Genomic DNA, 23,224 nt, shown 5'->3' with positions numbered 1-23,224 from the left:
CATTCCGAACACAGAAGTTAAGCTCTTTAGCGCTGATGGTACTTGGTGGGCAACTGCCTGGGAGAGTAGGACGTAGCCACGTAATCTTTTTTTATTTATAATAATATACAATTAAAGGAATCCAAATAAGGGTTCCTTTTTGAGTATTGACTTAAAAATTTCATTTTCACAAAACTAGATATTTTACATATAATAGAATAAAGAGAAGCTGAGGTGAAATTATATGCAAAAGATATTTGACATCGGAGAGAGGCTGTTTTTTAATAATATTTTAATCTGTCTATTGTCGTATATATATTTTAATATAATGCCAATAAATAAAATAACACTTCTATTTGGATTTATTTTTTCAATATTGTTTTTTGGGGTTAATTTATATACAGGATACGATACAGAGTTATTGTTAAAAGAATCATTGATTGTTGGGGTTATGGGGTGTGGTCTTGGAATATTTTTATATTTACTTTCGATGTATATCCACTTTATTATGAATGATCCAAAGGATGCTGCCATGTTAGTTGAACCATATTTTTCTCCGACTATGTCAATAATTAAAGTGTTCTTCAAAAAGGTTGATATAAACTACCCAATAATTATTGCAGCTATAAATACGGGTCTTGTTGTATTAGGAAATTTATTGAGAAGATTAGCTAGGGATAAAAGTGTCATATAAATACTTGTATACATAATCCCTTTTTAAGTATAAATATAGAATTATTTAATTTATTATAATAATATTTCTATATAACTATTTTTATATTTAATACACTGTTTTGATAATTATCTACTAGATTAAAAAGATATGGTCTTATAATAGGCTATATCTTTTTGATGTTTTTGTATAATTAGATTTAAATACACAATTAAGCTTTAAAATTGTATTGTGATATAATTATAATAGTAAACTCAAATAAAAAAATATGGGAGAAGGTGATTATGTGAAGTATTTAATCAATGAAATTGATGAAAATAAAAAGTTTGATAGCTTATTAGATACATATACGAAGATATTAAATCAAAACAAAAATAAATCCCAGAGTATAATGATTATAGTTCCAAACAATAATACTAAATTGAAATATGAACGAAATGTAAATTTAGATTATAGTGAGGAAATAAATATAAATACATATATCGGATTTTTGAAAAAGGAACTAGTAAAATATTGGCCTATTGTTATGGAAAATTGCAATCTTATAAAGAAATCATTTATATCACCTGTTTTTATACAAAATAGTCTGACTGAATACATAATAACCAGAGAAGTAGAAAGAAAAAGAAATTTAGAAGGATATTTTGAAGATTTAACAGGCACTAATAGGAGCATAGCCAAGAGTATTATAAATAATATCAGCAAGGCCTCTTTAAATTTAATAGAGTTTAGCAGTATTTGGGAGAAAATATATTTATCTAAAAAGAATAGAGATAAATTATTGAGGTTTTCATTTACTCAGATGGATGAAATAATAAATTATTATATAGATTTACTATTAGAAAATTCTATGTTGGACAATTCCTTAAGTGTCTATTTATACAATAATTATCTTTTAAATGATAGAAGATACATAGAGGATTTTAAGAGACAAACAAAATATTTAATTATAGAGAGTTTAGAAAACTCTAGTGTGGCTGAGTGTGAATTTATAAGGTCGGTTTCTCCATATTTAGATGATACATATATTTATTTTAATAAAAAAAGAGATTACTCTGCGTTTAACAATGTAGATATGAAGTATATACAGAAAAATATAGTAATGGATATTGAAAAAGATTTGGAAAATAATATCGCTAATACAGAATCACTAAATAGCGATAAATACACCAATGTTCAAATGGAAGATATATATTTATTACCTGCTAAAATTTATTTAAATCAGTCTAGCCAGCTCTATAGTGAGATGGTTGGAGAGGTTTGTAATAAGGTTCTAAATCTAGTAAATAACGGCGTAAATCCGAAGGATATTGCAGTGATTTCTCCTATAAACAATAGTATACTAGATTATTCTTTAGAGAATACGCTTTCTAAAAATAATATTAAAGTGTTTAATACCAAAAAAGATGGAAAGGTAATCGATTATCCATATGCAAATGCGTTGATTGTGGCGGCTTGTATTTTTTATGAATACTTAGAATTTATAAGGGAAGAAGATTATATTAATTTTATAGAAACTATCCTAAGTGTAAATAGGATACAGGCATACAAAATATTTAAAAATAAGGATAACTTTAAAGATAAAACTGAGTTAAATATTCAAAATAGTATAGAAGATATTCAAAATAGTATAGAAAATCTTAAAGACCTTGATTGTAAATCTAAACTAGAAAAGAAAATTATAGAATACAAAAAAATATTAAAATATATAAAAGAAAAAAGAAATGATAACCTAAAAATAGATGAATTTTTAATGCAGTTTTATATAGACCAAATGCTGAGTTTAAGTGATGGAAGAGACAATGTTAGTATATGCAAAAAAATAATACAGGAAAGTGATACATTTACAAAGAGTATAAGTTTATTAGGATTAGATAAACAAAATGAAAAAGAAAAGATATTTATAGATGCATTAAAAAGTACTATAAATGATTTTTATACAACTATGGAACTTGAATACTCAAAAGAAGAAAATAGTATAGTAATAACCACTCCATACTCTTATATCTCAACAAATATGAAAAGACCTATACAAATATGGGTAGATATAGGAAGCAATGCATGGAATATGAAAATAGAAAAGGATATAAGTAACATGATAGTCCTTCGAAAATCGTTTGAGGAAAAAAGAATTTATACGGACGATTTTGAGGATTATTATAAGAAATATTATTTGTATAATACCATATATAATTTACTGATAAAAGCAAAAGAAGTATATGCATACAAAAGTGAGTATACAGTAAATGGGTATATGCAAGAGAGTATGCTTTACGGTATATTATTAAAAGTTACATAATTTGGCTTATTAGTTTATTTTTATATTTTAATTACAGCAAAGAGCTTTATATGTGCAGAGTAATTTGGGTTATGCTATAATTAATATAAATTTATCAATCAAACAGTTAACTAATTAAATAATAGTATTAGTATTATTAATAAATAAGATATGGAGAGAAAATAAAAGTACAATCTTTTTAATTACACATGATATCGATGAGGTACTATCACTAGGTACTCGTATTATTGTAATGTCAAAGCGTCCGGGAAAGATATTAAAAGAGTTTGATATAAACTTTACTAATTCTATGTTTTATAATAAATCAGAGCATATAAAATATGATGATAAGTATTTTTCTATTAAAGATGAAATATTAGATATTATTAACAATCAAATTGAAGATTAAAACAATAAGGAACGATGCATTTAATAATGTGTCGTTTTTTAATATAAGGGATCATATTAATTTCAAATATATAGAGAACTTGTATATAATAGTAATATAGGAACAAATAAAAAACATCAAATAATTACTGAATACCTAGACAATATCTAAATAAGAAGTATCACGTATCGATGCCGATAAGTATGAATATATTATTAAGTTGAGGGATAGCTTACTTCGAGCTAGCCCGTAGCCTTTATAAAAATCTATATCAAGGAGGGCGGATATGAACAACATAAACTACAGAGAAGATCAAATACCTATAATAAATTATGAAAATGGAACAATGGCAGTACCTGCAGTTCCAGGAGCGGGCAAGACATTTATAGTTACAAATCTGGTAGCTAAGCTTCTTCTTGAACAAAAACATAAAGAATCAAAAATTCTAATACTTACATTTATGAATAGTGCGGTAAATAACTTCAAGGGAAGAATAAAGAAAATACTTGAAGAAAATGAAATCCAAGAGGAAAACTCCTATGAGGTAATGACAATTCATAGCTTAGCAGTAAAAATAATAAAAGAAAAGCCGGAAATTGTAATGTTAAGTGACGAATTTAATATAGCTGATGATTTGCAAAAGGGAATAATATTAAATGAGTGTATAAGTAACTTTAGATTCAATGGCGGAGAAAAAGCTTTTAGATGGTTTTTAAAAGAACAAAAGGAAGAAAGATGGAGAGATATAACTCTTGATTCATGGGAGAAAGGGTTTTATGATCTTGTAGTAAACTCTATAAGTGAACTAAAATATAAAGAAATTTCTCCTGATAAATTAGAAAATATAGTTTCTAGTGGATATCGAGGGATGTTAAAGATAATAGCCCCAATATATAGAGAGTACGATAAAAAATTAAAACAAAATGGTCTACTAGATTATGACGATATACTTATTTTGGCCCATAAAGCACTTATAATGGATGAGGGTTTAAGGGAAAAATTTCAAAAAAGGTACAAGTACATATTTGAGGATGAGTGCCAGGACTCTAATGAAATACAGGGTAAAATAATAAAAATAATATCATCACAAAGCAACAACTTAGTTAGAGTGGGCGATATAAATCAAAGTATTACAGGTACATTTTCTTCATCTGATCCAAAGTATTTCAAGGAGTTTATAGATGAAGCTAATTATTGTTATAGGATGAACATGTCAAATAGAAGTTCTAAGGATATTTTAGATTTGGCTAATAAACTTGTAAATTATGTTACAAAAGAATTTGATCAGGAAGATTGCAAGGATGCACTTGAGGATATGGAGATAAAGACTGTACCTGAAGATATGGGATACAAGGAAAATCCAAGACCTGATAGTTACAATATAAATGTAAAGTGGTACAAGACTTGGAAGGATGAAATAGAAAACACAGTAAGATATACAAAAGGAATAAACAATAAATACCCAGAAAAAAGTATAGGTATTTTAGTACCTTTTAATGAACATATCACTGAGGTCGCAAAGGTTCTTAGTGAAAACTCACTGGAGTTTGAAGAGTTAGGTCCTAATTCTCTTAGCAAGAGAAAAGTTTTAGACAACATTGCAGCGATAATAGACTTTATTATAAATTGTGATGATATAGAAAAGCTAATAACTGTATTAGATAAAGTATTTATCTGTACTGATAATGAATTGGGAAAAGAAGATTTTTTCCAGTTGCTAAAAAACTATTCTACAGAAGAAGTAATATACGAGTTTGATGATCAAAAAATAAAACAATTAATAATTGATACAGAAAGTGATTTATATATAGAATTTAAAAATGGAATAATTTCAATAAGAAATATCCTAGGGTATCCACTGGTAAGATTAGATTTATTGATTTTATTTATAGCTGAAAATTTAAATATAGAAAAAGAGGACAAGGCACTAGTTGATTATGCTGTATTTTATATAAAGTATTTATGCATGGAAAAGATAAACACCACAATTGAAGATATTTATGATATACTATCAAATCCTAACAATAAAGTATTTAAACATATTATAGATGTAGTCTATGAAATTAATGGGTATGAGCCTGAGCCAGGGAGTATAACAGTGTGTAATTATCATAAATCAAAGGGAATGGAGTGGGATTGTGTATTTTTACTAGGTCTAACCGAGTATAATTTCCCAGATAATACAAATCAAAAATTTCAATATGATAAATGGTATTTAAAAGAAAAATATAAAAATCCTATAGCTATAGTAAAAGCCGAAATAGATAGCGTATTGACAGGGAATATATCTAGAAACTATGCCTACAACACAAAAGTAGATTTAATAAAAGAGAAAATAAGATTACTTTATGTAGGTATAACTAGGGCTAAGGAGATACTGATACTATCGGGAAGTTCATATAAAAGCGAGTCAGATTTTGGTAAAAAAAATAAATTACAAAATCCTTGTATATACATATCAGAGATTAGTAAATACATTAAAGAAAAAAGAGAGAGGTGATACTGATTGAATAAAAAATTAAAGAACTTTACATATAGTCAAAATTCACTAAATACGTACAAGGTATGTCCCACTAAGTTTAAGTATAAATACATTGACAATATAAGCTTAAATATTGGAGAGGTCGAAAACAGGGATTACTATGAAAGTCTAAAATTAGGAAGAGATTTTCACCTAGTATGCGAAAGATATTTTAGAAAAATTCCTACAGGACTTTCTTCTGGCAATGAAAAATTTGAAAGATGGATAAAAAAAATAAAAAAGGTTGTTCCGATAAAAGATGAGAATATCTATCTACCTGAATATGAGGTAAGGCTTAGACTTGGAGAAAACAATATACAAGCAAAGTATGATTTAGTTGTAATAGGAAAAAATACAATAAGTATATGGGATTGGAAGACAGAGGCAAAAAAAATAGAACATAGAAACCTAGAAAATAGGATGCAGACAATAGTGTATATGTTTTTAGCAAAAGAAGTAATTCCAAAGTTATTAGATGTTGAGGTAGATTATAAAAATATAAAAATGAACTATTATCAGCCTGAATTTTATGTTGATCCAATAACTATAAATTATAGTGAGGAAAAACACAATATAAACAAAAATAAAATACTCAGTCTTATGGATATAGTGCAAAGGACGGTTTTTGAAGAAGAGGACTACAAAGACATATGTGAAAATAAAATAGATCTTATAAAAAATAAAGATAACTGTAAATTTTGTGAGTTCAACAAACTATGTAATGGACAAGAAGTAGATTATAAAAATTTGGAGGATGAAGTCTATGGGACTTAGATTTATTTTAGGTAGAGGTGGTAGTGGAAAATCTACATATATACTAGATGAAATAAAGAAAAATGTTAAAAGTGAGGACACTACCCCGGTAATAATGCTGGTTCCAGAACAGTATACATTTGAAACGGAAAAAAGAATAAGTAAACTATTCGTAGGAGATGACAAGGATAGATTTTTAAGATCTAGGATACTTAGTTTTAAAACTATGGCTAGTATAGTTTTTTCACAAGTAGGTGGTCTTACGGATATAAATATAAATTCTAGCGGAAAAGCTATGATGACATACAAGGCCATAGAGAGTGTAAGCAAAGAACTAGATGTTTTTTCAAAGGCGACATCTCAGTCTGGTTTTGTAAGCTCTATTTCAGAAATTATATCAGAACTAAAGCAGTACAATATAGATCCTGATATGTTAGAAAATGTAGCAAATGACATAGAGAACGAGGCATTAAAATTAAAGCTTAGGGATATAAGCAAAATATACAAGGAATTTGAGGAAAAGCTACATGAAAACTATGTAGATTCCCAAGATATTCTTAATTCACTAGCCGATAAAATAGAGAAATGTGATTATTTTAATGGTGCGTATATTTATATAGATGAATTTACAGGGTTTACCCCAAATCAGTACAGAGTTTTAAAAGCATTACTTAAAAAAGCAAAAGAGGTAAATATATCTCTCACACTAGATAATATAAATAAAGGTAATTACAATAAAGCTGACGTATTTTCTAGAACAAAGTTTACATATGAAAGATTAGTTAAAATTTGTGAAGAAGAAGGTATAAAAGTTTTACCATCTGTAAATTTAAATGATGGGGATATAAAGAGATTTAGAGGAAATGAAGAATTATTACATTTAGAAAAGTATTATAATTCATATCCATATAAGACCTATGATAAAGAAACTAAAAATATACAGATAAAAGAATTTAATAACCTATATTCTGAAGTTGAACAAATAGCTAAAGAAATAGTTTCTTTAGTAAGAGATAAAAATATTAGATATAAAGATATAACTGTAGCTACTAGAGATTTAAATAGATACGATTTTTTAGTACAATCTATATTTAATGAGTACAATATACCAAACTTTATAGATAAAAAAAGAGAGGCAAAAAGCAATCCTATAGTAGTACTAATTATATCGGCACTAGAAATGAAAAATAGAAGATACAGCTATGAATCTATGTTTAGATATCTAAAAAGTGGACTTATAGGCATTGATAATGACGATATAAGTTTACTTGAGAACTATGTCCTTGCAAATGGCATAAAGGGTAAAAAATGGTTTGAAGAGAAATGGAATTACAGAGTTAACTCTAATTTTTCTGAAGATGAGACAGAGTTGGAGTTGCAGACCAAGGATAGAATAAATGAAATAAAAAATAGAGTAATACAACCTATAGAAATATTGCAAGATAAATTAAAGGGTAGAAATAAGACTGTGGATATTTGTAAGTATATATATGAATTTTTACTAGATATAAATATGCCAAATACTATAGAAGGCCTAATACTGAATTTCAAAGACAAGGGAGAACTTGATATAGCTAGTCAATATTCTCAGGTTTGGAATATTGTAGTTGATATCCTAGATCAGATGGTTGAAATTATGGGAGACGAAAGCATATCCTTAGATAAATTTATAAAGCTTATAAGTCTAGGGTTTGATGAATACGAGTTAGGATTGGTACCTCCTAGTATAGACCAGGTTTTAGTAAGTAGTGTTGATAGAATGAAAAATACAGATACAAAATACTTATACTTAATAGGAACTACTGATGGAATATTTCCTCTTATATCAAAAGATGGTGGATTATTAAATGACGATGATAGAAAAAGATTAGAAAAAAGTGGAGTAGAGGTAGACATTGATAGCAAAACTAAGACATTTGAAGAACAATTTTTAGTGTATAAAGCATTGACATCAACTACTGAAAACTTAATTATTACTTATCCTATATCAGACTATGAAGGAAAGACACTTAGATCATCCATTATTGTATCTAGACTAAAAAAAATATTTCCTAATATAAAAAATACTAGTTATATAGTTGATGAAGAAATTAAAACTGATGAAGATATACTAAAAAAAGTAACCTCTAAATCACCTACTTTTAGTGAACTTATAAATAATATAAAAGAGTTTGATAATAATAACTTGTCTATAGATGAAATAAACGCTATATGGCTAGATTTATATAGATATTATATAAATGATGAAGAGTACAAAAATATTGCAAGAAAAGTTATCAAAGGACTGAGTTACACTAACCAGGTTCAAAAACTAGAAGAAAATAAAATAAAGAGTCTTTATCAGGGGAATTTGCTGAGTGTGTCTAGACTTGAAAAGTACGCCCAATGTCCATTTGCATATTTTATACAATATGGATTAAAAGCAAAGGAAAGAAGAGAATACTCTTTTACGGCACCGGATTTGGGGACTTTTATACACAACATACTAGATAAATTCTCAAAAGAGTTATCAAAGGATAATTTGGACTGGCGTGATATAAATGAAGATTATATAGACAAAAAAATAGGAATGTTGGTAGATGAAATAGTATCTAAAATACCAGGATATATATTAAACAGCTCTGAGAGATATAAATACCTCGCTTATAGACTAAAAAATATGTTAGTAACAGCGATAAAAATAATAAGCGAACAAATAAGCCAGGGATCATTTGAACCAAAGGGCTATGAAGTGGACTTTGGAATAAAAGGAAAATATCCTCCTATAAAAATAATTTTAAATAACGGCGAGGAAATAAATCTAGTTGGTAAGATAGACAGGGTAGACGAACTAGAAGAAGGAGAAGACAAGTATATAAGGATTATAGACTATAAATCAGGTAATAAATCTATAAGTTTAACCGATATATACTACGGACTACAGCTACAGTTAATGGTTTATTTAGATGCGATACTTGAGAGTTGTACTGAAGGAGAAATCAATCTAAAACCAGCTGCAATATTATACTGCAGAATTGACGATCCTATAGCAAAATTTAGTGAAGATCAAGAAGATGATATAGTAAAAGAGTCCATATTAAAAGAACTTAGAATGAAGGGACTTGTAATAAAAGACTCTCATATTATAAAGGAGATGGACAAATCTCTTGAAAATGGAGAGAGAAGTTCATCACTGGTAATACCGGCAAATCTAACCAAGGATGGGAAAATAGGCAAAAATACTTCAGGAGTAACATACGAAGAGTTTGATATACTTAGAAAGTATGTAAAACAGACCATAAAGAATTTATGTGAGGATATGTTAGGTGGAAATATAATGATAGCCCCTTACAAAAACAAAAATGCAACTTCATGTGATTTCTGTAGTTATTCAGTTATATGTCAGTTTGATTCAAGTTTAAAGGACAATAAGTACAAAATCCTAAATAACAAAGAAAATGAAGAAATAATAAATATAATGAAGGAGGAGATAGAGTAATGAGTTCTCCTAAATGGACACAAGAGCAAAAAGAGGTTATAGATAGTAGAAACTGTAATTTACTTGTAGCTGCAGCTGCTGGGTCGGGAAAAACAGCTGTACTAGTGGAGCGTATTATACAGATGATAACAGATCGGGAAAACCCTATTGACATAGATAAATTATTGGTCGTAACATTTACAAACGCAGCAGCATCTGAAATGAGAGAAAGAATAGGAGATGCAATAGGAAAGGCATTGGATTTAAATCCTGAAAACCAACATTTACAAAATCAACTAGTACTTTTAAATAAGGCGAGTATAACAACGATACACTCTTTTTGTTTGGATGTTATAAAGTCTAATTTCCATAAGATAGACTTAGATCCTAATTTTAGAATAGGCGATCAGACAGAGTGTTCACTATTAAAACTAGAAGCTATAGATGAAGTTTTTGAAGAACTATATGAAAAAGGAGATAGCGAATTTTTAAATCTAGTAGAGAGTTATGCAGAGAGAAAAGGTGATACAACCCTTCAAAATATAATACTTGGAATATACTCATTTGCTATGGCTTCACCATATCCTAGTGAGTGGTTAAATGATTCTGTAGAACTTTTTAATATAGATGATAATTTTGAGTTTTCAAAGTCAATATGGGCCGAAGTAATACTAGATACTCTAAGAATAGAGATAGATGGTATAGAACTAAAGATGAGAAAAGCGATAGAAGAAGTTAAAGGTATAGAAGAACTTGATACATTTACAGAAAAATTAAATAGCGAGTATATAGGGATAAACAGTATACTAAATGCTTGTAATAGATCGTGGGATGAAGTTTATGAGAAAATGCTATCTATAGAATTTGAAAACTATGCAAAAGGGGTAAAAAGAATACCAAAAGATTCTCCATCATATATAAAAGAAGCTAAGGATAGGGCAAAAGCTATAAGAGATAAATGCAAAAAAAGTTTAGAAGGTATAATAGGTTCTACTTTTAATAAGGATACGGAAAGTATAAAAGAAGAAATTAGGTTTTTACATCCTGTAGTAAGGGCAATTTCAAACCTAGTATTAGAGTTTGAGTTAAAATATAGTGAAAAGAAGAGAGAAAAGGGAATAATAGACTTCAATGACATAGAGCATTTTGCTTTGAGAATACTGACATCATCAGAAGATATAGCAGCGGGATATAGAGAAAAGTTTTATGAAATATTTATAGATGAATATCAGGATAGTAACTTAGTACAAGAGGTTTTACTGAGCCAGATTGCTAAGGTAGAGAATCCAAACAGGTTTATGGTTGGGGATGTAAAGCAAAGTATATATAGGTTTAGACAAGCTAAGCCTGAGATATTTTTAAAAAAATATAATGATTATGAATCTGAAAAAGGCCATAAGAACAGAAAAATAATGCTTTATAAAAACTTTAGAAGTAGAGAAGAAGTGATAAATTCTGCAAACTATATATTTGAAAATATAATGAGTAAAAATATAGGAGAAATTGAATACACAGAAAAAGAGAGGTTAAATCTAGGGGCTATATTTAAGGAAAATACAGATGATGAGGCTATTGTAGGTGGACCTACAGAAATACATATAATGCAAAAATCATCTACTAAAGAAGACGACCAAGATATCAAGGAAAAACCAAAGTCATCTAAAGAAAATATAGATGAAGAGGCTGAAGAAGAAGTGGATAATATTCAGCTTGAGGCAAGGATGGTAGGAAAAATAATTAAGGACCTTATGACTTGTGATGAAAATGGAAAAGTACAGAAAATATATGATAAAAAACTTGACGGATATAGACCAGTACAATACAAGGATATAGTTATATTGCTTAGGGCAACATCGGCATGGGCACCAGTATTTGTAGATGAATTAATGAATATGGATATACCAACTTATGCAGATGTAGGGGTAGGTTATTTTGATACAATAGAAATAAAAACAATGATAGCATTACTAGAGATAATAGATAACCCTATGCAGGATATTCCTATTATTGCAGTACTAAAATCACCTCTATTTGGGTTTACCCCAGAAGATTTGATAGATATTAGACTAGCTCAAAAGGAAAAAAGTTTTTATGAGGCATTACAAAATGTAGCGAGTTCTGATGTTATAGAAGGTTTAGAAGGTACACAAGAAAAACTTATAGCAAAATGCAAAGATTTTATGGACAAAATAAATATATATAAAGAAAAGTCTTTGTATATGAGTACGGACGAATTTATTTGGTATCTTTATACTAAAACAGGATATTACGCATATGTAGGTGCCTTACCTGGTGGATCTCAAAGACAAGCCAACTTAAAAGTTTTGTTTGAGAGAGCAAAACAATTTGAAGAAACTAGCTTTAAGGGAATATTTAACTTTATAAATTTCATAAAAAAATTAAAAAGATCGAGTACAGATATGGGGAGTGCCAAAACTCTTGGAGAAAATGCTAATGTTGTTAGAATAATGAGTATACATAAAAGTAAGGGTTTAGAATTCCCTATAGTAATCTGCTCAGGGATGGGAAAAAGATTTAATACTCAGGACTTAATGAACAATATACTTTATCATCATAGACTAGGATATGGACCTCAGGTGGTAGATTTTGATAGAAGAATTTCTTATCCGAGTATAGCAAAAGAAGCGTTAAAATCTAGAATAAATATAGAAAATCTATCAGAGGAGATGAGAGTTTTATATGTAGCATTTACAAGACCCAAAGAAAAACTAATAATAACGGGTTCTACTAAAAATGCAGATGAGAGTATAAAAAAATGGGCATCAGGTATAGATGGGTTGGGGCCAGTTTCCCAATATGAAATCCTAAAGGGTAAGAGTTTTCTAGACTGGATAATGCCCTCTGTACTAAAGCACAGAGACTTAGAGAATTTAAGGGATATGGCAGATATACAATTAGATGAAGTAGAAGATCACAAATCACTATGGAATGCCAAGATATGGTATAAAGAAAATGTGACTGTAAACAAGAAAGAAGAAGACACTCAAAGTATAGAAAAGTCACTAGAGAATATAGAAAATGACAAATCATTTAGTAAATACTATGATGTAATAAAAGACAAGCTAGACTATCAATATCCATTTAGATTTAGCACAAAAAAACCAGCTAGTATATCGGTTACTGAAATAAAAAAAATACAAAATACTTATGAGGAAGACTACTCTGATGATATATTTGTCGAGAAAATAAATATAAAAACTCCTCTCTTTATACAAGAAAATGAGGATAAAGAAAAAATAAGTCCATCGGAAAGAGGGACGATAGTACACTTGATTATGGAAGTTATAGATCTGGATAATGTAGGCACTATAGACGATATAAAGTCTCAAATACAAGGATTTATAAAAAAAGGAATAATAACAGAAAAGCAAAGCAGTGTTATAAATCCATATAAGATATATAAATTCTTTAAATCAGAACTAGGGACTAGAATGTTAAAGTCCCACCTACCAAAAAGAGAGCAGACAATTTATGCTCAAATAAAAATGAAAGATGTATATTTCTATGAAGATGAGATTATTGACAAGGAAATATATGATAGTGAGAACTTGATGCTTAGGGGTATAATAGATGCTTATTTTGAAGAAGATGGAGAAATAGTTTTAGTAGATTATAAAACAGATTTTGTAAATGATGAAAATAAAGAAGAAGTAATACAAAGATACAAAAAACAATTAGAATTATATTCAGAGGTATTACAGAATCTTACAGGAAAAAAGGTAAAAGAAAAATATGTATACCTATTTAGTATAGATGAGAGTGTATCATACTAAAAATTTATTAATTGTACAAGGAGAATAAAAATGAGGTTTATCCATACATCAGATTGGCATTTAGGTAAAAATCTAGAAGGTCATTCAAGGCTTGAGGAACAAGAGAAGTTTTGTGAGGATTTTATAGAAACAGTAAGAGAAAATAATATTGATTTAGTAATAATAGCTGGGGATATTTATGATACATCAAATCCCCAAGCTAAAGCAGAGAAACTTTTTTATAAAACAGTTTCTCGTTTAGCTGAAAATGGTAAAAGATGTGTGTTAATAATTTCGGGAAATCATGACAATCCAGAGAGGCTAGCTGCCATAACACCACTTGCTCATGAGCAGGGCATAATAATACTAGGGTATCCTCTTAGTTCAACAGAAAAGGCAAAGTACGATAGTTTTGAAATCTCTGAGGCAAAAGACGGGTTTATAAAGTTAAAAATAAAAAATGAGGAAGTAGGTATAATCACACTACCTTACCCTAGTGAAAAAAGATTAAATGAAGTGATTGGCAGTATAGAAGATGATAATGAAAGACAAAAAAGTTACTCTGAGAAAGTAGGAAATATATTTAGAAGCTTAGAAGATAATTTTGATGAGGGTAGTATAAACTTAGCTGTATCCCATTTGTTTGTTGCAGGGGGTGAAAGTACAGACTCTGAGAGAAATATACAACTAGGAGGAAGTTTGCTCGTAGAAAAGAAAGATTTACCGAGTAAGGCCCAGTATATAGCACTAGGACATTTACATAAGCCGCAAAAAGCATCTACGCGTTTAAATGCTTATTATTCTGGTTCTCCACTCCAATACAGCAAGGACGAGAGAGTATATACAAAAGGTGCCTATATAGTAGATATAAAAGCAGGTGAAAAACCAAGTATAAATGAGATTTATTTTAAAAATTATAAGCCTATAGAAGTGTTTAAGTGCAATGGAATAGAAGAGGCTCTTTCTATATGTGAAGAAAACAAAGAAAGAAATATATGGTCTTATTTTGAAATAAAAACAGAAGAAGTAATAGCACAGTCAGATATAAGAAAAATGAAGGACTTATTAGATGATATTATAGAAATAAAACCAATAATAACCTCTAATTATGAACAAGAACAGGTTGATATAAAAGAAAAGTCTATGGTAGAGCTATTTAAGGAATTTTATATACATAGTAGAGGTGTAGAACCAAAAGGAGAGCTGATGGACTTATTTTTAGATATAATAAATGAAGAAGGTGAAATAGAAGATGAGGCCAATTAAATTAGAGTTAAGTGGATTAAATAGTTATATAGATAGGCAGGAAGTTGACTTTGAAAAATTAACTGAAAGAGGTCTATTTGGTATTTTTGGAAATACAGGTAGTGGTAAGTCTACCATCTTAGATGCAATTACTATTGCTATGTATGGAAACATCTCTAGAAATACAAAAGAGTATATAAATAGTTCATGTGATAAAGCAGTTATATCATACGAATTTGAGATGGGAAGCAAAAACAATAGAAGAAGATATCTTGTAGATAGGACTATTGTCAGAAGCAAAACAGGGACTAAAACTTCACATGCTAGATTGGTTGAGATAAACGGACAAGGTGAAAAAAATGTTTTGGCGGACAAGGTTGGAGAGGTGAATGAGAAGGTAGCCCAGGTTGTAGGACTAACAGCAAATGACTTTACCAGATCGGTAGTTTTACCACAAGGTAAATTTAATGAGTTTTTGAAACTAACGGGATCTGATAGAAGAGACATGCTTGAGAGAATATTTGGCCTTGAAAAGTATGGAAGGGGTCTTATTGAAAGAGTAAGAAAAAGAAAAAATATAGAGATGGAATACTTAAAAGATATAAAATCTAAATTAAGTCAATATGATGAAGTTACAGAAGAATCATATGAAAATACGGAAAAAGAACTAATAATTTTAAAAGATTTAGAAAAGAGCAAGACCAAAGAATTGGATTTAACTGAGAAAGAATATGCTAAGAGCAAGGAAATATATGCAAACCAGGAATTATTAGAACAAAAGGAACTTAGAAAAAAAGAATTAGACAAAAAAGATAGAGAAATAAAAGAGAAAAGTAGTGAACTAGAAAATGCAGTAAAAGCTGATAATATAAATCCATATATAACGAGATTGCAAAACTTAGACAATCAAATAGAGAAGGATTCGCTTAATATAGAAAATCTAGAGAAAAAATTAAACATATTAAATCAAGAGCTTATAATAATAAAAAATAAGCATGAAGAAGCGATCAAATCTCAAAGTGAAAACTTACCTAAACTGAGTGAGGAAAGAATAAAACTTCAAACGGCTATAAAGTTAGAAAATGAGATAATTATAGCGGATAAAGAACTTAGGGATATGAAAGCAGAGGGGCTTAATTTAGCAAAATTAAAAGAAAATGAGGAAAAGTCAAAAAAGGAAATTGAATATAAAAGAGATGAACTAATTAAATCTGTAAAGGAATTAGAACAAAGCATAAACAACATAAAGATAAGTGCCGGTTTAAAACAAAAAATATTTTTAGCATATGAACAAGAGAGAGAATACAATAGGATTTTATTAGACAAAAACCAAAAGCTTGAAAAACTAAAACAATTAAATAAAAATCTAGAGGAACTAAATATAAAACATAGATATTCAGAGAGAGATAAAATAGCTGCAAACTCTGAGTTAGATAAATGCATCTTACATATGAAGATTTTAGAAAAGAGATGTCCCGGAGAAAATAAGGATATAGTATCTAAGACAGAGTATGTTACAGAGTTAAAATCAAAAATTGAAAATATAAAAGAATATGAAACTAAGAAAGACGACATTCAAAAAGAACTTAGCTTGCTACTTGAAAAGAAATATGAACTAGAAAGAGAAATTAATTCTACTACACAAAAGATAGAGTCAATAAAAAAAGATATAAATAAATATAAATCTGAGATAGAAGAACTAAAGTATCTGAACTTGGCTATAGAACTTAGAAGAGGATTAAAAGAGAATAGTCCATGTCCTGTATGCGGTTCCAGAGAACATGAGACAGATACTACAGATAAGTTGGGTAAATACGATGAAAATATAGCATTTATAGAATCAAAGTTAGAAAAATTAGAAAAAGAGGAATCTAAGTTAAGAAAAGAATTAGATGAATCAGGAACAAAAAGTGGAGAGTATATATCTATAGAAAAAATAAAAAATAAAGAATTAGAAGAACTAAAAGAAAAAATAGGAGATAAGTCATCTAGTTATCTTACAAAAGAATTAGAAGATGAGCAAAAGAAACTAGAGATACTAAAAGTTAGCGTAGAAACGTGGTTAGAAGATAAGGCTGATACAGAAAAAAGAATAACAAAATTCAAAGAAGAAAAAAACAATACAGAAAAAGAAGAGATAAAGCTACTAGAAAGTATTAAATCTAATAAGAAATTAATACATGAACTAAAACAAGATTTAGAAGAGTTAGAAAGTAAATATATTAAAGTAAAACAAGAGTATTTAAATTTAAAGAGTATAACTAAGGTATCTGATTTAGAATCTAAAGTAGAAGAGATAAGAGAAAATGAAAAAGTTATAGACAACTTAAATGATAATTATTCTAAAGTCTGCAAGGATAGGGATATTGCAGAGGAACAAATAAAGAAATACCAAGAGGAATTATACAAGGTTGAAATGAGCCTAAATAGTACTAGAGAATTGTATTTGGAGAAAAAGAAATATAGAGATAACAAATACAATGAATTAGTAGTTATAACAAAAGGCGAGTCAGCGGATAGATTATTAGAAAATGTAGAAGAAGAAATAAAAAAAATAATCGAGTTAGAACAAGTTACAAAAAACAAACTTGAAGAACAAAGAAAAGAGTACGAATCTAATTTATCTAACAAAAATAGTATAGAAGGTACATTAAAAAGATTAAGAGAGGAATACAAAGATCAGATTAAAACATTAAATCAACTACTATCAGAGAATAAATTTGAAAGTATATATGCAGTCAAAAAGTCACTACTAGATGAATACGAAATTAAGGCACTTAGAGAAGAAATATCAGAATATGAGGAAGAACAAAAACTATTAGATTTTAAAATATCAGAACTAAAAGAAAAATTGGGAGATAAAAGAATAAAAAAAGAAGAGTTTGAAGAATTAAAAAATAACATATATAAGCTAAAAACTGAGATAGGAAATATATCTAAAGAAATAGGGTCTAAGCAAAATGAGCTTTTTACACTAAAAAGTTCTTTGGACAAGATAAAAATTTTAAATAAGGAGCTTAAAAAAAGACAACATAAATTCGACTTACTAGAAGAGTTAGATAAAAGTATTCAAGGAAATAAATTTGTTGAGTATGTGGCTACTAATCAGCTAAGATATATAGCACTTGACGCATCAAAGAGATTAGACACCATAACTAAAGGCAGATATGCACTTGAAATTGATTCTACATTAAACTTTGTTATGAGAGATAATTTTAGTGGAGGTCAAAGAAGAAGTGTCGACACTCTATCTGGAGGAGAAATATTCTTAACTTCACTTTCTTTATCATTAGCGCTTTCTTCTCAAATACAGCTAAAAGGAAACGCACCATTAGAATTTTTCTTCTTAGACGAAGGATTTGGATCATTGGATAGTGATCTTTTAGAAATTGTTATCCAATCATTAGAAAGGTTACAAAGCGATAAGTTAAGTGTAGGAATAATAAGCCATGTGGACGAGTTAAAAAGTAGAGTACCTATAAAATTATTGGTTACACCTAGTGAAGCTGGAGTTGGATCAAGAGTGGATATAGAGTATAGTTAAGGTTAATCTACAAACAATTCAAAATTAATAATTATACCTAAGAAAAAGGGCAAAAAAATTGGCGTCTACAAGGGGGAGAATTGTAGACGCCGTTCAATATATACTTATTAGGGGGAGAATTAGTACTCTCATATATAATTATTAACCGTTTTACGTTTATTATTCAAAAAATTATCCTTTAAAGGTTTTAGGTAGAAATTTTTTTATTGTAGGATAATTTCAAACCACTAAAATGTATATACTATTAAGGTATTTACTAAATAACTGGTCACCTATACTGGGATAGGATAGGCACCCAGAGATAATTAAGGGGATTAAATTTATTTTCCGATCATTTAAATTAAAATATCAACAGGGGTTTTGACATATGCATTATATTCTATGCTAAGAGAAGCTTATCGCCTCTCTTAATATATAGTATGAAAATATAGATAAATGTGACACAATATAATATAAAAAAATACTTAATGACTAAATATGTCTAAAAATAGGGTACATATAACCCTATATATATGATAAACATATTGATATATTAAAAAAATTAAAAATATATTATATATAGTTATAATCATGGACAAGAATATATAAATAGGTATTAGTATATATTGTATATAAAAGCATTGTATCATTTTAAATTAAAAATAGTTGTGATATAATTAATGGTAATACAAAAAATAATAAAAAGAATAAATTAGGAGTGTGGTAAAGGTTGGAATCACCCGGTAGTTCGATTCAGGTTATAATCTTAGTAATATTGCTTATAGGATCTGGATTTTTTTCAGCATCAGAAACAGCTCTAATGTCACTAAGCAAAATAAGAATAAGGTATATGCAACAAGAAGGTGTAAAGGGAGCTAAATTGGTAAGTTCATTAATAGAAAACCCAAACAAATTATTAAGTTCTATACTAGTTGGTAACAATGTTGTTAACATAGCTGCAACATCGATATCTACATCGTTGTTCATAGGATTAATGAAAGGAAGCGAAGGAGTAGCTGTTGCAACGGCAGTAATGACAATATTGGTACTTATATTCGGAGAAATTACACCGAAAAGTATAGCTGCAAATAACTCAGAAAAGGTAGCACTTCTTGTAGCCAGACCAATTAAATTTATTATATTTATACTGTCACCTATTGTATGGATATTTAATCTAATTACAGGATTTATATTTAAAATTCTAGGTTTAGAAAACAAAGGAGTACAACCATATATAACTGAAGAAGAGTTAAGAACTATGGTTAATGTGAGTCATGAAGAGGGAGTTCTAGAAATTGAGGAAAGAGAAATTATAAATAATGTATTCCAATTTGGGGATATGCAAGCTAAAAATGCCATGATACAAAGAATAGACATGGTAGCTATAGATGTAGAGGATAGTTACGATGAGATAATAGAGTTATTTAAAAATGAAAAATTAAGTAGAATGCCTGTATATGAAGAAAATATAGACGATATAATCGGTATTCTTAATATAAAAGATGTAATATTCTTAGACGATGAGGAAATAGAAAATTTCGATATAAAGAAATATATAAGAGAACCATTCTTCACACATGAATTCAAAAAAATAGCTCAGCTATTAGAAGAGATGAAAATAGAAAAGACTCAGATGGCGATAGTAGTAGATGAATATGGTGGAACATCTGGTTTGATAACTGTTGAAGACTTAATAGAAGTAATAGTTGGAGATATAGATGACGAATATGATGATGAAGATGATGAAATCCAGGTAATAAAAGAGGATGAGTATATAGTAGAAGGTAGTACAAAAATTACTGATGTAAATGAGCTTATAGGTGTAAGACTAGAATCAGAAGAATTTGATTCTATTGGAGGTTTTATAATAGGGCATTTAAATAGGCTCCCTGAGGAAGAAGAGGTTGTTGAAGTCGACGAAATAAGATTCTGTATAGAGAGTATAGATAAAAATAGAATAAAAAAGATAAGAATTTTCACTTAGATAAAGCACTGCTAAAAGCAGTGTTTTATTTTCAAAATATAGAGAAGTTTTGAGACTATATAGAGAAATTTTAGCTTTGTATCTGGATAATTAGGAGGCATGGTAAATGAGTGTACTTGAAAGGGCCTTTTTAGAAAAGGCCAAAAACAACGTTATTTTTGTACTTATATATACGGTACTATTTGTATTTATTTATAAGACATTTCCATATATAGCACCGTTTTTTATAGGGGGTATAATAGCGTTTATTATTAGTCCTGTTTCAGAAAAATTGAAGAACAAGTTTAATATAGATAAAGGTGTATCTACCCTAATATTAAGCTTTTTAGCTGTGGCATTAGTGATAACTCTTACATCATTTTTTGTTATAAACATAACTAAACAATCGATGACTATATTAAACAATATTTCTGATAACCCACAAAATATTAATGCTATTATGACAAATATAATAAATCATATAAGCGTATATATTGAACACTTTCAGGATATATCTAACTTTAATATAGATGAAGTCGTGACTAAATATAGTGGAAATATAATAAATATCCTTAAAAATTTACTGTATAGTGTAGTAAATTTAGCTACATCAATACCATATATAATGATTTTTATTATAACACTTTTTATATCAACTTACTTTATAGCTAAGGATATAGATAAAATAGAAGATAACTTCTATAATATGTTTACTCAAACGGCTAGACAAAAAGTTAAAGGTATAAAAAAAGAAACTATATTATCAATAGTTGGATATATAAAGGCATACACGATACTTATGGGTATAACTTTTGTTGCTATTTGGATAAGTTTTAGCTTATTTAAAGTTCCTTATGCAATGCCACTTGGTATTATAGGTGCTATTTTAGACCTTATACCATTTTTGGGTATCATAGTTATATATCTTCCTGTAATAGCGTATTATTTTATTATAAAGAATTACTTTGCAGCAGTATCAATACTTGTTTTATTTATAGCATTATCTTTATTAAGACAAGTTCTTGAACCTAAATTGGTCTCTGTAAACGTAGGGTTGAGCCCATTGTCCACGTTAGCAGCTATATTTATTGGTGTACAAGTTAAAGGTATAATAGGAATAATTTTTTGTTTGGGTTTAGTGTGTATGCGTGATATACTAAAGAAGGTAGATATACTTTAATGACATATATTTTTACATAAAATTTAATGTAGAGTTTCTACTAAAAAATAAGAGTTATCTAATTAATATTTTCGGGAGAGGGGATTAATATGAGAGAAAAAGTAGTAGAGAGATTTCTAAAATATGTTACTTTTGATACAAAGGCAGATCCTAAAAATGATAACTGCCCATCATCAGAAGGACAAAGAGTATTCGCTAAATATTTAGTTGAAGAATTAAAAGGGTTAGGTTTAGAGGCAAGTGTAGATGAAAATAGTTATGTAATGGCTACATTAAAAGGAAATACTGAAGGTGTAGAAACTATAGGATTTATATCTCACTTAGATACAGCTCCAGACCTTAGTGGTAAGGATATAAAACCAAGAATAGTTAAAGACTATGATGGAAAAGATATAGTATTAAATAAAGAATTAGATATAGTAACTCGTGTAAGTGAGTATCCAGAACTTACTAAATTTGTAGGTGATGATATAATAGTTACTGATGGAACAACATTACTTGGTGCAGATGATAAGGCTGGAATAGCTGAAATAATAACAGGAATAGAGTACTTAGTAAACCATCCAGAAATAAAACATGGGGATATAAAAATAGGATTTACACCAGATGAAGAATTAGGTAGAGGAACAGAGCATTTTGATGTTGAAAAATTCGGAGCAAAATATGCATATACTCTAGATGGTGGAATAATAGGTGAACTTCAATATGAAAACTTTAATGCAGCATCAGCTACTATAAACATACAAGGAAGAAATGTACACCCAGGTTCTGCAAAAAACAAAATGGTAAATGCATTATACATAGCAGCAGAAATAGCTCAGACATTCCCATGTGATGAAAGACCTGAAACTACAGAAGGATATGAAGGTTTCTATCATCTAAATGACTTAAATGGAAATGTTGAAAGTGCTAGAATGGATTACATAATAAGAGATCATGATAGAGAGAAGTTTGAAGCTAAAAAAGAATTCTTCAAAGCGGCTATAGAAAAAATAAATGAAAAATATGATGGAAGAGTAAGCTTAGAACTAAAAGATCAATACTATAGTATGAAAGAGCAAGTTTTACCAGTTAAGTTTATAGTTGATATGGTAGAAGAAGCTATGAAAGAATTAGAAATAGAGCCACTTATAATACCTATAAGAGGTGGAACAGACGGAGCAATGTTATCTTATAAAGGATTACCTTGTCCAAACATATTTACTGGAGGATTAAACTTCCACGGTAAAAATGAATGTATACCAGTAAGCACTATGGAAAAGGCTTCCCAATTAGTAGTTAGAATAGCGGAAAAATTTGCAGCAAGAGCTTAGTAATTAGTTTGAAAATAAATTTATAATATTAATAAAAGGAGTTACTTTAAATGATTTAAAAGTCAAAAAAGGGCTCTTTGTCAAATAACGTTGATGAAGTCAATATTTAATTTTTAAAGGCAGCATCTAATACAGTTTTCATGTATAGATGCTGTTTTTAAATTACTTGTATTTTTTC

At 28.7% G+C, this 23,224-nt stretch carries 12 protein-coding genes and 1 rRNA gene; all 13 read left to right on the top strand.

Annotated features, from left to right (window positions below):
- Positions 1 to 82 (top strand): 5S ribosomal RNA (gene rrf / locus BUB34_RS10650); the annotation flags it as partial.
- 141 nt (positions 83 to 223) lie between these two features.
- Positions 224 to 673, top strand: a complete 450-nt coding sequence (locus BUB34_RS10645; RefSeq protein ID WP_073127155.1) for a hypothetical protein — start codon at positions 224 to 226, stop codon at positions 671 to 673.
- Positions 674 to 938: 265 nt separating this feature from the next.
- The gene (locus tag BUB34_RS10640) at positions 939 to 2,951 is read left to right on the top strand and encodes a hypothetical protein (protein WP_073127153.1); all 2,013 of its coding nucleotides are present in this window, start codon (positions 939 to 941) and stop codon (positions 2,949 to 2,951) included.
- Between the two features lie 232 nt (positions 2,952 to 3,183).
- On the top strand, positions 3,184 to 3,339 hold the full coding sequence (locus BUB34_RS10635; protein ID WP_200787922.1) for a hypothetical protein: 156 nt from the start codon (positions 3,184 to 3,186) through the stop codon (positions 3,337 to 3,339).
- A gap of 265 nt (positions 3,340 to 3,604) precedes the next feature.
- The gene (locus tag BUB34_RS10630; protein ID WP_073127151.1) at positions 3,605 to 5,818 is read left to right on the top strand and encodes an ATP-dependent helicase; all 2,214 of its coding nucleotides are present in this window, start codon (positions 3,605 to 3,607) and stop codon (positions 5,816 to 5,818) included.
- 6 nt (positions 5,819 to 5,824) lie between these two features.
- A complete protein-coding gene (locus BUB34_RS10625; protein ID WP_073127150.1) occupies positions 5,825 to 6,613 on the top strand; it encodes a PD-(D/E)XK nuclease family protein in 789 nt (262 codons plus the stop codon).
- The gene (gene addB, locus BUB34_RS10620) at positions 6,603 to 10,070 is read left to right on the top strand and encodes a helicase-exonuclease AddAB subunit AddB (RefSeq protein WP_073127148.1); all 3,468 of its coding nucleotides are present in this window, start codon (positions 6,603 to 6,605) and stop codon (positions 10,068 to 10,070) included. Before BUB34_RS10625 ends, addB begins: the two co-directional genes overlap by 11 nt.
- Complete coding sequence (gene addA / locus BUB34_RS10615; protein ID WP_073127146.1) at positions 10,070 to 13,843, top strand: helicase-exonuclease AddAB subunit AddA; 3,774 nt, start codon at positions 10,070 to 10,072, stop codon at positions 13,841 to 13,843. Before addB ends, addA begins: the two co-directional genes overlap by 1 nt.
- A 30-nt stretch (positions 13,844 to 13,873) precedes the next feature.
- Positions 13,874 to 15,088: a metallophosphoesterase family protein gene (locus BUB34_RS10610; RefSeq protein WP_073127144.1), complete on the top strand. Its 1,215-nt coding sequence runs from the start codon at positions 13,874 to 13,876 to the stop codon at positions 15,086 to 15,088.
- Positions 15,075 to 18,611 carry an AAA family ATPase gene (locus tag BUB34_RS10605; protein WP_073127142.1) on the top strand — a complete coding sequence of 1,179 codons (3,537 nt, stop codon included), beginning with the start codon at positions 15,075 to 15,077 and terminating at the stop codon, positions 18,609 to 18,611. Before BUB34_RS10610 ends, BUB34_RS10605 begins: the two co-directional genes overlap by 14 nt.
- A gap of 709 nt (positions 18,612 to 19,320) precedes the next feature.
- The gene (locus BUB34_RS10600) at positions 19,321 to 20,574 is read left to right on the top strand and encodes an HlyC/CorC family transporter (protein ID WP_073127140.1); all 1,254 of its coding nucleotides are present in this window, start codon (positions 19,321 to 19,323) and stop codon (positions 20,572 to 20,574) included.
- Between the two features lie 106 nt (positions 20,575 to 20,680).
- Positions 20,681 to 21,733: a sporulation integral membrane protein YtvI gene (ytvI, locus tag BUB34_RS10595; protein WP_073127139.1), complete on the top strand. Its 1,053-nt coding sequence runs from the start codon at positions 20,681 to 20,683 to the stop codon at positions 21,731 to 21,733.
- An 89-nt stretch (positions 21,734 to 21,822) separates the two neighbouring features.
- On the top strand, positions 21,823 to 23,046 hold the full coding sequence (pepT, locus tag BUB34_RS10590; protein WP_073127137.1) for a peptidase T: 1,224 nt from the start codon (positions 21,823 to 21,825) through the stop codon (positions 23,044 to 23,046).
- Positions 23,047 to 23,224: the final 178 nt, after the last annotated feature.

Source organism: Asaccharospora irregularis DSM 2635, assembly GCF_900129815.1.
Classification (GTDB): domain Bacteria; phylum Bacillota; class Clostridia; order Peptostreptococcales; family Peptostreptococcaceae; genus Asaccharospora; species Asaccharospora irregularis.
Note: the sequence above shows the minus strand (reverse complement) of the source record. Positions and strands in the feature narration are given on the sequence as shown.